The sequence below is a fragment of the Paenibacillus sp. oral taxon 786 str. D14 genome (assembly GCF_000159955.1).
GTDB lineage: Bacteria > Bacillota > Bacilli > Paenibacillales > Paenibacillaceae > Fontibacillus > Fontibacillus phoenicis.
The window spans coordinates 322,599-336,183 of the sequence record NZ_GG695971.1; the positions used below are offsets into that span (position 1 = coordinate 322,599).

Consider the following 13,585-nt stretch of genomic DNA (forward strand, 5'->3'; position numbering starts at 1 on the left):
TAGACTAAGAATAGGACGAAAGAAGAAAGAGGTGTCATTGTGGCGAAGAAGAAACAGGTTCCGCTTATTTTTGATAAAGAGAAGTACAGCAATTTTCTGGCAGAATCCCGTCTTGGTATTGAACTCTCCGAATCATGGTTCGGAGAGGAGTTACTTTCCCGCGCTCTTTTATGGGTCTTATACAAGAAAGGGATAGTTGATTATCACGAAGTCGTTGCCGAGTTTCAAAAATTGAGCAAAGACAAGATTCAAAGATTGATTGAGAGAGACTTGCACCCCGAAGAGATGCCGCTGTACGCTGATTTTTCGACTACTCAACAGGAAGAAGATGCAAAAACAAGGGTCGTCACCTATGAAGCTGCTTATATGGAATTCTCACACCGCATTAGCATGTTGATCCCAAGAGCGCTGCTTCTCAAATATCGACATGAAGCTGATTCCGCCGAGTGGGATACGCCCGAAGTTCGGAAATTATGTGAATCGATGGCTGCTTGCCAGACAAAGGAAGAGATGTTCGATGAGTTTCTCGTAGCCGATCAAGAGATTCAGCGGGGAGTGATCTTGAAATCGTTCGCCTTCATCCGTCACCTGCATCTGCTTATGGCTTTCCACAAGGATGAAATGGTAGAGATTCCTGATGCGCTCGTCCCCGCCCTCCGTCTGTTTCTTGTCGGCGACTGGAACAGTCTCGAACCTGACTTTGAGAATTAGCGTGCCAAGCAAGCGATAAACTGCTCTTGGTCGGTAAACAGAATCCATTTGTCCGCACTCTCCAAGATGTGAACCGTTTCCCCGATGTGATCGAGGAGGGAAGGGGCATGGCACTTTTGGCCGAAAATCGATACAGTGCCCGATATATCCACCTTCCTTTTTAGAAGTCTGGCTTCTTTCATCGTTTGTTCACCACCTTTCATGGTCTGTCATCATCAGGTGGAGGAGGCCATTCACATCCCCTTTTAAGCGGGGTGTTTCGGCTTGTTGTATCGCCGCTGTGTATGCTATAATCGGTCTACTACCTGTATAGCATTTGGCTTGGGGAGGCAGCTTCCCGCATGAAGCTACCACCGGAGGAGCAGCGTATCCGCTTGGCGTACGACATCGCGGGTTATGCTTGCTCCTTTTTTCTTGGTCAGCGTCATGCAACTCTCCAGCAGCTTCATGAACCGCCGCATGTTGCCGCCGTTCGCCAGCGACCGGGCAACGATTTCCTGCCGACCGTCTTCCGGCATGTGCAGATCGCCCATGATCGGCTCCACATCTTCGCGGCTCGTGCCGCCGAACTCCCGTCCCCGGAATACCCGGTTCCAAAACTGCGCCAGATTCTCCTTCATGCTCGTCCCACGCATCAGGAAGCCCTTGAATCGCGTCATCCCGCACAACACAAGTCCAAATGTCTCCGTCTCGTCGTACAGCGTCCGCAGCATTTCCAGCTTGCGCATCGGTGAGGGGCTGTTCACGTTAATCAGGTACTCGGCCTCGTCGATCAAGAAGATGTAATGCGTGTCGGCCAGCTTCTCAATCAGCACTTCCATCATCGCGTTAATGTCCATGTAATCGAATTGGAGACCAATGGCCGCGCCGAGCTTTTTGAGCAGCGCCTTCTGCGTCATGTTTGCGTTCGCCCGGATGTACACCGCCTGCGGATTGGATTCGACGTATTTTTTGAGCGCAGTCGTCTTGCCGATGCCGGACTCCCCGACGATCACGCCAATGTCGCGATGCTCGAAACACTGCTCGCATACGCCGATCACTTCGGCGGCGATCCGGGTCAGGTAAAATTCGCTAATCTCCTGCGCTTCCGTTGTCGCGGCCTGCTCATCCTGCAAATATCCATTTTCGATCAGGAATGCCCGCGCCTTCTCCTGCAAGGCTTCGCTCATGTAATCCGTTCGGATATACCGTGATACGGTGGAGTGGGAGAACTCAAGGCTTGCCGCAAGGTCAGTCACCTTGATGCCGCGCCGGATCAACTCGTCCAGCTTGCTGCGTACTGCTTCGTCTTTTTGCGCTGGCATGCTATCTGCCTCCTTGTGCTTTTTTGATTCTGCTTAATGCGATGGCCGCGCTGTCGTGTAGCGACTTCGTTGCCAGTTCGTTATCTTCGATTTTCTGCTTTGCCCTTGCCGTCTTGCGCTGCTTGTCCACTTCGCGGGCCTGCCGCTCATGTCCGGTGAGTAGCGTCACCTTGTTGTTGTCGCTATCCGGCTTGTTTGTGGTCTTGCCCTCCAGCAGGGATGGCCCTCGGCGCAGCCGTTTCTCGATTGCGCCCTCCAGCGTGTTTTCCTGATAGCTTCGAATCCGCTCTTCGACACGTTTTTTCTCACGTTTAAGCGAACGCAAATGTTCATTCAAGTCCTCCTCGGTTGCGCCCAAGAAGCGAAGACGCTTGTTTTCGGCGACGCCGACGGGCTTGCCTTCGTGATAAATGATAAGCTGGCTGATGTCGTCCGGATCGTAGTAAATCGTGACGTACTTATCGCGCAGGGGATGCAGTTCTTCGCACCAATATTCATGGTTGCGGAAGTGAACGCCATCTTGCTGAACCTTCCGCTCACCTTCTTTCGTAAGGGCGAAATCCAGTGTCCGCTCATCGACTTTCCCTGGTCGTGCAGGCTCATTATTGAGAAGCACTTCCATCGGTGTGCATCCGAGTTCGCTATGTATCGTGTTGTTGTAGTCGTCGATGGCCTCATCGATGAGTTTGATCGCCTCTTCCAGCGTCACGAGCTTGCCTTGTTCGCACAGCTTCTTTTCATCAAAACCGGGAGGGCGGTTCTTTTTTGCATCGCTGCCGCAATAGCCCGGCCAAAAGCGCGTATAGTTGTTTGTTAAGGTTTCAAAGAACCTTTCAATTGGTTTGGAGTTCGGCCAGCGAGGAAGGCAAAGCGTTTTTTGAATGCCAAGCCTTTCGTAAAACATCTCCAAGTATTTGCTATCGTAGTCTTTACCACGGTCGGAGTAAGCGATCTGCGGCAGTCCGAATTTCAAAATGCCGTTTTTCATCGCCTTCCCGATCCGGTATCCGTTGCCTTGCAGCGTTATGACGTATCCGACAATGCCACGGGAACGAACATCCTGCCATGCAATGAGCTGCGGCCGGATTGGCTTGCCATCCACTTCGATGAAGAAATCGAGGTCGTGCGTATCGCCGTTCCAAACTTCGTTGACGAGCAGGCTCTTGAATTCGCGACGTATCTTGTGCAGCATCTTGCGCTGCCACGCTTCCAACCCTTCCCGCGCATAGGTTTTTTCCGTTGGCGCGATCTCTTCAATCACCCGGTAGCATGTCGCCCGACTCCCGATCTTCCAGCCGTATTCCTTCGCTGCGTCAAGGAGCTGCCGATACACCCATGCGACTTTCGGCTGAAACGTCTCTTCGTGTTCCAAGTACAGCGCTTTGACGAAGTTGACCGCCGCCTCATCCATGCTTCGGAACTGTTTGGTCACTTCTTTCGCCTCCAAATGCTTGCGGATCGGCTTCGGAATGAGTCCGATAATGCCTTCCGTCTTGTACGCCTGCACCCAGCGGTACAACTTCGCTTTGCTCACGCCGATCCTGCCCGCGAGTGCGAGCTTCTTCTTCTCTGTCCCTTCCTCCGATTCGTAGCGGATCGCCTCACGTACCCACTTGTGCCGCTGTAGGATCGCATCCTCTGCTTCGACACCGAATTTCTCACGGATTTCGAGCCAGTTGACCGCTTCAGCTACCGCCTCCATTTCCTCTTGCCTCTGCTCTTTGAGAAGCTTTCGGTACACATCGGAAGGGAGCTGGCTCGCATCGATCAGGTACGCCTCTTGTTGATTGACGATTCCGACTTTTGCTTTCAATTCGCCTTCGCTGATCTTGCGACGAACGTGTCGAATGCTCTGGTTGGTGAGGGAGGCATAATCCTTGACGGTTAGTTCCATGCGGTGCATACCTCCTTTGCTTCCGATTTTTCAAAGAGCGGATTATGCTTGTTCCTCACGCGGGGCGTAGGCTTCAGCCACTTTCGCCGCAGCCAGTTCGCCGTTTTGTACCTTGGCGATTTGCTCAACCAGTTCGTTATGTGCTTTGTAGAGAGGGCGCAGTTCACCGAGATAGGTGCTCAGTCGCGCTTTCATCCGGCATATCTCGTCACCGATCTGTTGTGCCTGCTCTTCCATATACAGAATGTGTGTTTGCATGATATGCTTGCGAGTAAGGAGTTTCTCCAGCGCAACGGCTTCTTCGTTATACATCCAGCGGTGCTCAATTCGATGCAGCCTGTCTTTGGAATCCAGCGGCTGCAACTCTAATGAATGATTCCGTTCACGTTCCAAATTGCCGATTCTCCCTTCTTGATAAAGTCTCTTATATCCGGACGGTCAGCGGGGCTGCTGATTCGTTCCGTTGCTGCTCACAGAGCAGCGAGGCGACTTGCGGGGCTATGAGTCGGGGAAAGATTCGGGGGGGTTACAGCGGAGTATTCTATTTGGCTTGCTGTTCGAGATATTGGATGCCGAGTATTCTTTCCACTTGTTGCCGGTATCTGGTTGCCTTACGCGCTCCGGTGATGAGGTCACCAAGGCGATTTTCCGGGATGTTGTACTTTTCGCAGAATTCTCGCTGGTCAAGCTGCATTTCGGCCAATCGTCTCTTGATCTCCCAACCGAATGCTGTGACGGGCCTTTTACGTGCCATCCGATCACCTTCCTTTGTTCGACATTCTTAGTCATGGTCAGCTTGCGTCTTAAATGATATTATTTTTATGGGAGTCTACCGCCCACGATCTTATTATATGTCTTATAAGACGCAAAGTCAACATCATTTTCGTCTTATAGTTTACTGAACTCGGCTTTTGATTCTTTTAGTTGATTTAATAGTCCATTTGCGTCTTTTTTTCAATTAGATACAGGAGGTAAAATTATGGCTGATCTAAAAAAAGCTTTAGGAGAACGGATTAAAAAGTGTCGACTCGAAAAGGGGATGACTCTAAGAGAGTTGGGTTCTCAAGTTGGCATGACAAGTAGTGCGTTGAGTAAAGTAGAAAAAGGAAGTGTTTCTATTACTTCCGAGAATCTATTCGCTATCAGTGAAGCTTTCGGTGTTTCGGTTGATTGGCTGTTGACCGGAAAAGAAGCGCAGTTTAAAGACGAGGGATATGATACGAACGAAGTGCGTAAGGAAGCGACTCCTATTTTTTTTGATGAAGAATGGGAAGTAGTTTCCCAATTTAGAAATTTGAGCGACGAGGAAAAGACCTTCGTCAAGCAATATCTTCGCTTTACTCAAGCCCAAAAGAAAGACCAGCAATCGTCCGAAGATGAGAAGGAGGACACGATCCGCGAGGAAGCCGCTGGCTATGCTATCGATACGAACAGTGCAGACGAATACACTGGATCGGCTCCGATCTGGGGAGAGGCTGCCGCAGGTATTCCGATTGAGTCTATTAGAATGTATGAGGGCAAAAGGCTCCGGGTTCCGGCGAAATATAACAAGTGCTTCGCGGTAAAAGTGAAAGGCGACAGTATGAAAGATTCTGGTATCCTTAATGGAGGATATGTAATCGTCCGTTCGCAAAACATGGTAGATGACGATGACATTGCTCTTATGATGATCGAGAATCAGGCCACTATTAAACGGTTTCACCTTAGGGGAAATGATGTCGTACTGATCTCTGACAACGATGATTTTGAGCCGATGGTTTTCCATCGAAGCAAGGAGATGCAGGTTGTGGGGAAGGTCGTCTATTACATACGACCAGAAGAGGCTGAAATTATTGAAGAGTGGAGCGAGTAAGGAAAGGAAGGATGAGGGGGCGGCGATCCACGGAACCGAAATCAACGCCCTCTCACAATTTGAATATTTATTCGTTATATTGGATAAATATTCATCTCCATTTTTCTAAATTTTTCTTTCGTTGAATTGCTGAAACTCCTAGAGCCGCAAGGGTTTTCGGTGATGTCCTACCTTTTTTTCATGTCCTACCTAAAATGTCCTACCTTGCGTCCGATGTTTTGTAACGAAAATTGCCTCCAGAAATGCGAAAAACCGTGTCACATCAAGTGTTACAGCCTGTGCGCACGGTTTGTTACAAAACGCTGATTGTCTCGTGATTTTCGATCCAAACGCCCTGATCGACCACTTTTCCTCGATTTTGTCTCACTTTTTTTGAGACCTCTTTTTACACACTCACACACTCACAATCCCTTGATTTCTCTGGGTTTCCCGTCTATTCCCCTGATTTCCCGGATACAATCTTGTCTTCTCAAAAAGAGTGAGACGTGACAACTCGCTTTTTTGCCCGAGGTACTAGAAATGAGGAGCTATGTTCAACCGCATCCGAAGCATGCTGACAACGCTTACTGACCGGATTTCGCGCAGGCTGGTCAATAAGCTTGTTTTGTTGTTTACGACGATTATTATTCTAGTGGTTGGTCTTCTGACGATTATCTCCTATGAGATGCTAGAACAAGAATCCGTGGAGCACAGCATGATCAGCACCACCAACAATCTGAAGCTGATTAATCAGAAGCTGGAAGATTACCTCGCCGGCGTGGAACAGATGTCTCTTCCGCAGATTCACTACGAGGACATCCTGCAGGCGATTATGAACGAAGAATCGGATTATGCGTCGAAAATGTACCTGGAGGACTATCTGCGTGAACTGTTTTACTCGCGGAACGACCTGGAGAGCATTTATCTCTATTTGATCGACCAACACAAATACTACTCCATTACGCGCGAAGCTTATAACGTTTCGGTTCGGGTGAGCTATCAGGAAGACATTCCGAATCAGCCGTGGTACAAGCAGGCGATGGAGAGCCGTCATAACGAGGCCTATCAATCGTTTATCGTGCCGGGGGCGAAGTCGGGTTACAACATGACCGTGGAACCTGACTTTATGGGGTACCACCGTGTGCTGCGCGCCTTGGTGACTCGAGAGCCGAAAGCGATCGTCTCCTTCTATTTGAAGCCAACGGTCAAAGACCAGATTCTGAAGGATGTTCCGTTCGAGAAAGGCGAGCATCTGCTTTATCTGGATCCGAACAATGTTCCTTTTCATGTGGATGATCCTGCTTTTTTGGAGCAGATTGAGGATGCGCCATGGCTCGCCCGGCTTGACAAGAACAGTTCTAAGAAGCCGGTCACCTGGACCGACGAGGCTGGCGATAAATATTTGATTATTTACAACATTGAAGCGAACGGAGGTTGGAAGCTGGTCAAACCGATCCCGTACAGCAACCTTTACGCGGCTGCCAGAGCCACGCGGAATATCGGATATTTGATTGGCTTGATTTTTTTGTTGATTTCGCTCATTCTGGTGACTTTGTTTTCCAATAAAATTACGAGTCCGCTCAAGGATTTGTCTCTTCAGATGCGCCGCTTTAGCGAAGGGACCTTTGACGCGGAAATCCCGGTGAAAGGTCGGGACGAGATCGCTTATTTATCCCGGCATTTCAACCGGATGGTGCGGCGGACCAACGATTTGATCAATGAGCGCTACAAGATGAAGCTGGTTGAGAAGAACGCGATCCTCAAGGCACTGGAGGCCGAGATTAACCCGCATTTTCTGTATAATGCGCTGCAGGCAATTTCGACCAAAGCGCTCAAGAGCGGGGATGACGAAGTGGCCGATATGGTGGATGCCTTGGCGCTGACGCTAAGATATTGCATAAGTGGAAAAGACATCGTGAACGCTAGGGAGGAGCTGAAGCATATCGAACGTTATCTCGCGTTACAGAAGGCCCGGTTTGGCAGTCGTCTGCAGGTAACGGTCGAGTGGGAGGAAGCGCTCAAGGAGCTGCAAATTCCCAAGCTGTCCATTCAATCCCTGGTTGAAAACTCCATTAAGCATGGGCTAGAGAAAATGTCGAGCGGCATCTCCATTCGTATTCGTGCCGAGCTGGGGGACACGCATGCGGTAATCTCCGTCAGCGACAACGGTCCAGGTATTTCTCCGGAACAGATGGAGCAAATCCAGGCGTCCTTCCTCCAAGATTGGGAGGAGCAGGAAGGAGAGAACATCGGGCTCAAAAATCTGTATACCCGCTTGAAGCTTCTCTATGGGAAAGAAGCGGAGCTACGGATCCAGAGCGATGAGCACGGGACGGAGATGTGTATGTTAATACCGCGGGGGGGCAGCAGTCATGTATAAAGTATTGATTATCGACGATGAGGAACCGCTTCGCGAAGCGATTCGGATTTTAGGGAATTGGCAGGAGCTTGAGGTGGATGAAATCCGGGAAGCAACGGACGGCAAGATGGGACTCGCCATGCTGGAACAATACAAGCCGGATATCGTTATGGTGGATATGAAAATGCCGGAGCTGAACGGGGTCGACTTCCTGCGGATTGTAGAGGAGAAGTATCCCGAGCTGCTGACCATTGTGATCAGCGGGTATGACGACTTTGAATACACCCGTCAGGCGATTCATGCCAAAGTGGTCGATTATTTGCTGAAGCCGGTCAATCGTCAGGATTTGAATCAGGCGCTGCGCAAGGCGGTAGATGTGCTGAATGCCAAACGCGAGCGACAGAAGGAATCGATCACTCGAAACATTGCGTTTAATATGTCGCTCCCGAAATTAAAGGAGAAAATCTACTTTTCCATTATTGAACGGAGCTTTAAGAAGCAGAGCAGCCAGGCGTTCCTCTCGTTAATTGGGGCGGATGAACCGGATCATCGATTTGGGGCGCTCGTCCTGCGAATCTTGAACATGGAAGCCGTGCAGGACAGCCGGTTCCATCGCGACCGGGAGCTGCTCCATTTCGCGGTGGCCAATGTGATTAATGAGATCGTGGTGGACAATCTGCAGTGCTTCAGCTTTGCCAATCCGAAGCAGGAGCGGGAAGTGATCGCCGTCTACACGGTGAAGGGGGGCTACCCGCAAGAGATCGCTTTTCGTGCAGGGGAACTGATGCGGAAAATCGTTTCGACGTTAAGCGATCTGTTTGGCATGCTGGCAGCCGGAGGGATCGGCCGGTATTGCGAGGATGTGCTGAACCTGGCTGAATCGTATGATGAGGCCGTTGCCGGCATTCAGAGCATCGACCTGCTGAAGCTCAAAGGGACCGCCGTCATTGGAGAAGCGGACAAGGCAGCGAACAAGGAGACGTTCTCCTTCTCCAACCGGATGCCGATCTTGCGGGGAGCGTTAGAGGCAGGCAATGTAAACCATGCCAAATCGGTGATGGCCGAGTTTACCAAGAGCATCAAGGCCGCCGGCTTCTTCAGCATCGGCGCAGCCGATCGGTTGCTGCGGGAAATCGTCGTGCTGATGAATGATACGGCTTCGGAGCTGGGCGTTCCGGCGGACAAGCTTCCTTCCCCCGGCGTGGATCGTTCGTTGCAAGCGCTTGGAATCTGCACGGATGTGGCTACGTTTGATCAGTTCGAGGCCTTGCTGTTCCATCTAACCGAGTATTATCACGAGCAAGTCCGCCGCTCCATGGCCGCAGGCCGTCCATTCAGCGTCGAGGTGATCAAGGAATATATCGACCATCACTATTTTGAGGACATCAAAATCTCCATGTTCACGGAGAGATTTTTTTTGAGCCGCGAGTATTTGATGAAGCTGTTTAAGCAGCAGTATGGCTGCGGCATCCATGAATATGTGCAGAAGGTCCGTATGGATAAGGCGAAAGAACTGCTTGACGATTCGTCGCTCAAAATTCAGGAGATCTCGGAAATGCTGGGTTATAAGGATAAGAACTATTTCAGCAAGGCGTTCCGGAATTATTATGCTTTGTCACCGTCCGAATACCGCCAGCAGCAGGAGGAGGAAAGGGGCAAAAAGTGAACTCGCGACCGGACTTCACTTTTTTACCCTTTTTTCGCCACATATCTACATTTTATTACCCGACTCCTTTCATTAAAATAGGGAGCATAGTTAATATTAACCATAAAGAAAGTGGGGGCAAAGTAATGAAGAAAAAGATTCTGGCCTTATCGTTCAGCCTGGTGTTGATCATGGGCCTGTTGTCCGCATGCGGAGGCAACAATAACGCGGCGAATAACGGGGCAAGCAACACAGGTGCCGGTAATGGCGCGGCGACGGATGATTCCAAACCCGTAACCATCAATATGTTCACGGCTTCTCCGGAATATACCGACGCGTTTAACGCCTACATTGAGGAATATAAGAAAGTGAAGCCAAACGTGACGATTAACCTGGAAATCATGCAGGCGGACTACAACACCGTATTAAAATCCAGAATCGCAGCGGGAAGCACGCCTGACGTATTCCAAACTACGGCGGGTGGGGATATCGACACCTTTGCTGAGTACAGTGCGGATTTGACGGATCAACCGCTGGCTGCGGCCATGACGGATGCGGTACGCGCCAATATGACTTCCTCCGACGGTAAAGTGCTTGGCTTGCCGGTTAAAGGGAACTTGTTCTCCTTAATCTATAACAAGCAGCTGTTGGATGAAGCTGGCGTGATGACATTCCCGAAAACGACAGCGGAGTTGGACGACGCCATCGCTAAACTGGAAGCCAAAGGCATTACGCCGTTTGCGAATGCGTATAAAGAATGGTGGGTATGGAAACACATCTTCCAACATTTCGTGAACGCTGCCGCTCAAGACGCTGGCGTAACGTCGCAAGATCTGGTGAAGAGCTTTATTGCCGGTGATGCGAAAATCAAGGATTATCCGGCGCTGTACGACAGCTTCTTTAACTTCATCGATACGACGGTGAAGCATGGCACCGACAAACCGCTGGAACGCGACAGCAATGCGCAAGTCAGCGACTTTGCATCCGGCAAAGCGGCGATCATGACAGGGAAAGGTGCATGGGACGAAGAAGCGATCAAGAAAATTAACCCAGACATTCAAATCGGCATTGCCGGCTATCCGGTCAGCGACAAAGCAGATCAATCGATGATCATCACCGGTGCGGACCAAGCTCTGCGCATCAATAAAGACTCTGCGGTCGTCAACGAAACGATCGAGTTCTTTAACTGGCTGTATACTTCCGACTACGGCAAGAGCTGGTTCTCCACGATTGCGAAGGTTATTCCTCCAATCAAGGACGCTCCGCTTCCAGAACTGGATATGCCGAAGCAAATGAACGAAATTCTGAAGTCTGAGCCATCGGGTGACCTGGCGATCAACTATTCGCTGGATACGTTCCATCAAAAATTCGGAGAAATCATGCAAGCTTACATCGGCGGCAGCAAAACAAAAGATCAAGCTGTGACCGAAATCGAGCAAGCATGGGTACAACTGGGTTCGGCGGAATAAACATCGAGAATCTCGGTTGTTCGTAAACCACAAAATGAACCCGGCACCATCTATCGGTGCTGGGTTTTGCTTTTACTTAGGACAGGTAAGGAGTGTGCGAGGGTGATGAATCAAATCGAGCTTCGGGAAAACGGCTTACATCTCGTATTGGAAGTCACCGACGAGCAGGATGTGCGGCTGCTTCATTTTGGGGCAAACGCGCTGAATGAAGCGGTGATCCAGAAGGAGCAGAAACCGGGCTTCCGCCTGATGGAGCTGCAATTAACTGGAGAGGACCGGGCTGAGTATCACGGACGAACCCACCGGGCATCGTACCCGGGACTACGGATGGTGTATGCCGGCCATACCAAAGGACGCAACGAGTTGGGGAGGAAGCTGGAAATTGCGCTGTGCGACCCGAAGACCGGGCTGCAGGCGGTGCAGCACATCCAATTTTACGACGGGGTGCAGACGGTCCGGGCTTGGGCAGAACTGTACAATGCCGGGCCGGAAGCAGTAGGTATAGAGTACATTTCTTCCTTTGCATTGACCGGTTTGGATAAGGAAGGCAGTCAGGATCGGGACGAAAAAATATGGCTGTCCATCCCCCACACCGGATGGCAAAGCGAGCTGCAGTGGCGCACTTACAAATTGCCTGAGCTCGGCTTATCCCATTTGACGGACCGCAGCTCCAAGCGGATCTCCTGCAGCAATACGGGTTCCTGGTCGGCGGCCGAGCATATCCCGATGGCTGTCCTGGAGAACCGGGAGGCGGGGAGCGTCTTGTTCTGGCAAATCGAGCATAACGGCTCTTGGCACTGGGAGATCTTCGACCAGGTGGACCAACTGACCTTGCTCCTCAGCGGTCCGACCGAGCACGATAACCATTGGTGGAAATCGCTTCAGCCTGGCGAGCGGTTTATCAGCGTACCGGTTGCCGTTGGCGCGGCCAATGGCGGCTTTGAGGAAGCGATCGGCCAGCTGACCGCTTACCGGCGCCGGATTCGCCGGCCAAACGCGGATAACCGGGAGCTGCGGATTATTTTCAACGATTATATGAATTGCCTTTGGGGTTCACCCACGACGGCGAAGCTGCTGCCATTGATCGATGCCGCCGCCGAAGCGGGCTGCGAATACTTCTGCATCGATGCCGGCTGGTACGCTCCGGGTGAGTGGTGGGACGGCGTGGGAGAATGGCTGCCGTCTTCAGAACGGTTCCCGGAAGGGATCAAGTACGTGTTGGATTATATCCGGAGCAAAGGAATGGTGCCGGGATTATGGCTTGAGCTGGAGGTTATGGGCATCAACAGTCCGAAGCTGGCTGACACGGACGACAGCTGGTTCTTCATCCGGCACGGCAAACGGGTGATGGACCGCAGCCGATACCAGCTGGATTACCGCAACCCGAAGGTGGTGGCCCACGCCGATGAGGTCATTCGCCGCTTGGTGGAGGACTATGGTGTCGGCTATATCAAAATGGACTACAACATCAACGCCGGAATCGGGACGGAAACAGCGGCAGACAGCTTCGGCGACGGACTGCTGCAGCATAACCGCGCGTACTTGGCTTGGCTGGATCGGATTTTCGAACGCTATCCGGAGCTCGTCATCGAGAACTGCTCCAGCGGGGGGATGCGGATGGATTACGCGATGTTAAGTCGTTACAGCCTCCAATCGACCAGCGACCAGGAGAATTACGTGAACTATGCGGCCATCGCCGCTGCATCCCCGTCTGCGCTGACGCCGGAGCAATCCGCCATCTGGTCGTATCCGCTGCGGGAAGGCGACGATGAAGAGGTCGTCTTCAACATGGTGAATGCGCTGCTGCTGCGTGTGCATCAGAGCGGTCATCTGGCAGAGTTAAGCCCGCGGCGCCGGGAGCTGGTGAAGCAGGCGCTGGACTATTACAAGACGATTCGCGCGGACATTCCAGAGTCGTTGCCGTTCTGGCCGCTGGGGCTGCCCAAGCAGCAGGACGACTGGATCAGCCTGGGCCTGCGCCGGCCGGACAGCGATACGGTATATCTGGCCGTATGGCGTACGCGCGGGGAAGCCTCGTCTCAAGCCTTGCCGCTTCCAGCGCTGCAAGGGGAGGCGCTGGACATCCGCTGTGCCTATCCGCAGGACTTGGTTTGCGCGTGGAACTGGGATGCCGCTGCGGGTCAGCTGACGGTCACCTTGCCTTCCGCACCGTCTGCCCGATTGTTCGAAATCCGCCGTAAACGGTAGGAAGTTTATATCTAAAGATCCGCATCGCTGCTTTTTGCTGGAGATGTGGATCTTTTTTTTGAACCTATGGAATCCTAGTGTTGTTGACATGAAACCAAATGGTGTCATATAATCACTATTATTAGGAAACCTTTTGGTTTCATATTAACTGAACAATCATGAGT

Annotated in this window: 11 protein-coding genes; 6 read left to right on the forward strand and 5 right to left on the reverse strand. The window is 51.4% G+C overall.

Annotated elements, in window-relative coordinates; translation table 11 throughout:
- Nucleotides 1–39 precede the first annotated feature (39 nt).
- Nucleotides 40–711 carry a hypothetical protein gene (locus POTG_RS04490; protein ID WP_009223616.1) on the forward strand — a complete coding sequence of 224 codons (672 nt, stop codon included), beginning with the start codon at nucleotides 40–42 and terminating at the stop codon, nucleotides 709–711.
- Here the strand turns inward: POTG_RS04490 and POTG_RS04495 are convergent.
- The 5 genes from POTG_RS04495 to POTG_RS04515 form a co-directional block, all read right to left on the reverse strand.
- Nucleotides 708–893, reverse strand: a complete 186-nt coding sequence (locus POTG_RS04495; RefSeq protein ID WP_036644170.1) for a hypothetical protein — start codon at nucleotides 891–893, stop codon at nucleotides 708–710. The genes POTG_RS04490 and POTG_RS04495 overlap by 4 nt on opposite strands.
- 165 nt (nucleotides 894–1,058) lie before the next feature.
- Nucleotides 1,059–2,015, reverse strand: coding sequence for an AAA family ATPase (locus tag POTG_RS04500; protein WP_009223618.1), 957 nt, complete (start codon nucleotides 2,013–2,015; stop codon nucleotides 1,059–1,061).
- 1 nt (nucleotide 2,016) lies between these two features.
- Nucleotides 2,017–3,909 (reverse strand): Mu transposase C-terminal domain-containing protein, encoded by a 1,893-nt coding sequence (locus POTG_RS04505; RefSeq protein ID WP_009223619.1) that lies wholly within the window; start codon nucleotides 3,907–3,909, stop codon nucleotides 2,017–2,019.
- Between the two features lie 42 nt (nucleotides 3,910–3,951).
- Complete coding sequence (locus POTG_RS04510) at nucleotides 3,952–4,302, reverse strand: hypothetical protein (RefSeq protein WP_009223620.1); 351 nt, start codon at nucleotides 4,300–4,302, stop codon at nucleotides 3,952–3,954.
- Between the two features lie 148 nt (nucleotides 4,303–4,450).
- Nucleotides 4,451–4,663 carry a hypothetical protein gene (locus tag POTG_RS04515; RefSeq protein WP_009223621.1) on the reverse strand — a complete coding sequence of 71 codons (213 nt, stop codon included), beginning with the start codon at nucleotides 4,661–4,663 and terminating at the stop codon, nucleotides 4,451–4,453.
- 225 nt (nucleotides 4,664–4,888) lie between these two features.
- On the opposite strand from POTG_RS04515, the gene POTG_RS22645 reads away from it, so the two are divergent.
- The 5 genes from POTG_RS22645 to POTG_RS04540 all read left to right on the forward strand — a co-directional run bounded on the left by POTG_RS22645 (nucleotide 4,889) and on the right by POTG_RS04540 (nucleotide 13,421).
- Nucleotides 4,889–5,761 carry a helix-turn-helix domain-containing protein gene (locus POTG_RS22645; RefSeq protein ID WP_009223622.1) on the forward strand — a complete coding sequence of 291 codons (873 nt, stop codon included), beginning with the start codon at nucleotides 4,889–4,891 and terminating at the stop codon, nucleotides 5,759–5,761.
- Between the two features lie 529 nt (nucleotides 5,762–6,290).
- A complete protein-coding gene (locus POTG_RS04525; RefSeq protein WP_009223623.1) occupies nucleotides 6,291–8,120 on the forward strand; it encodes a sensor histidine kinase in 1,830 nt (609 codons plus the stop codon).
- A complete protein-coding gene (locus POTG_RS04530) occupies nucleotides 8,113–9,765 on the forward strand; it encodes a response regulator transcription factor (RefSeq protein ID WP_009223624.1) in 1,653 nt (550 codons plus the stop codon). The genes POTG_RS04525 and POTG_RS04530 overlap by 8 nt, the downstream gene beginning before the upstream one ends.
- A gap of 125 nt (nucleotides 9,766–9,890) precedes the next feature.
- A complete protein-coding gene (locus tag POTG_RS04535) occupies nucleotides 9,891–11,213 on the forward strand; it encodes an ABC transporter substrate-binding protein (protein WP_009223625.1) in 1,323 nt (440 codons plus the stop codon).
- 105 nt (nucleotides 11,214–11,318) lie between these two features.
- Entirely contained in the window at nucleotides 11,319–13,421 is a 2,103-nt protein-coding gene (locus tag POTG_RS04540; protein WP_036644172.1) for a glycoside hydrolase family 36 protein, read from the forward strand.
- Nucleotides 13,422–13,585: the final 164 nt, after the last annotated feature.

Excerpts from the sequence above, each read along its gene's own strand:
- POTG_RS04495 (WP_036644170.1), bottom strand. The coding sequence starts at position 893 with ATGAAAGAAGCCAGACTTCTAAAAAGGAAGGTGGATATATCGGGCACT.
- POTG_RS04500 (WP_009223618.1), bottom strand. The coding sequence starts at position 2,015 with ATGCCAGCGCAAAAAGACGAAGCAGTACGCAGCAAGCTGGACGAGTTG.
- POTG_RS04505 (WP_009223619.1), bottom strand. The coding sequence starts at position 3,909 with ATGGAACTAACCGTCAAGGATTATGCCTCCCTCACCAACCAGAGCATT.
- POTG_RS04515 (WP_009223621.1), bottom strand. The coding sequence starts at position 4,663 with ATGGCACGTAAAAGGCCCGTCACAGCATTCGGTTGGGAGATCAAGAGA.
- POTG_RS22645 (WP_009223622.1), top strand. The coding sequence starts at position 4,889 with ATGGCTGATCTAAAAAAAGCTTTAGGAGAACGGATTAAAAAGTGTCGA.
- POTG_RS04525 (WP_009223623.1), top strand. The coding sequence starts at position 6,291 with ATGTTCAACCGCATCCGAAGCATGCTGACAACGCTTACTGACCGGATT.
- POTG_RS04530 (WP_009223624.1), top strand. The coding sequence starts at position 8,113 with ATGTATAAAGTATTGATTATCGACGATGAGGAACCGCTTCGCGAAGCG.
- POTG_RS04535 (WP_009223625.1), top strand. The coding sequence starts at position 9,891 with ATGAAGAAAAAGATTCTGGCCTTATCGTTCAGCCTGGTGTTGATCATG.
- POTG_RS04540 (WP_036644172.1), top strand. The coding sequence starts at position 11,319 with ATGAATCAAATCGAGCTTCGGGAAAACGGCTTACATCTCGTATTGGAA.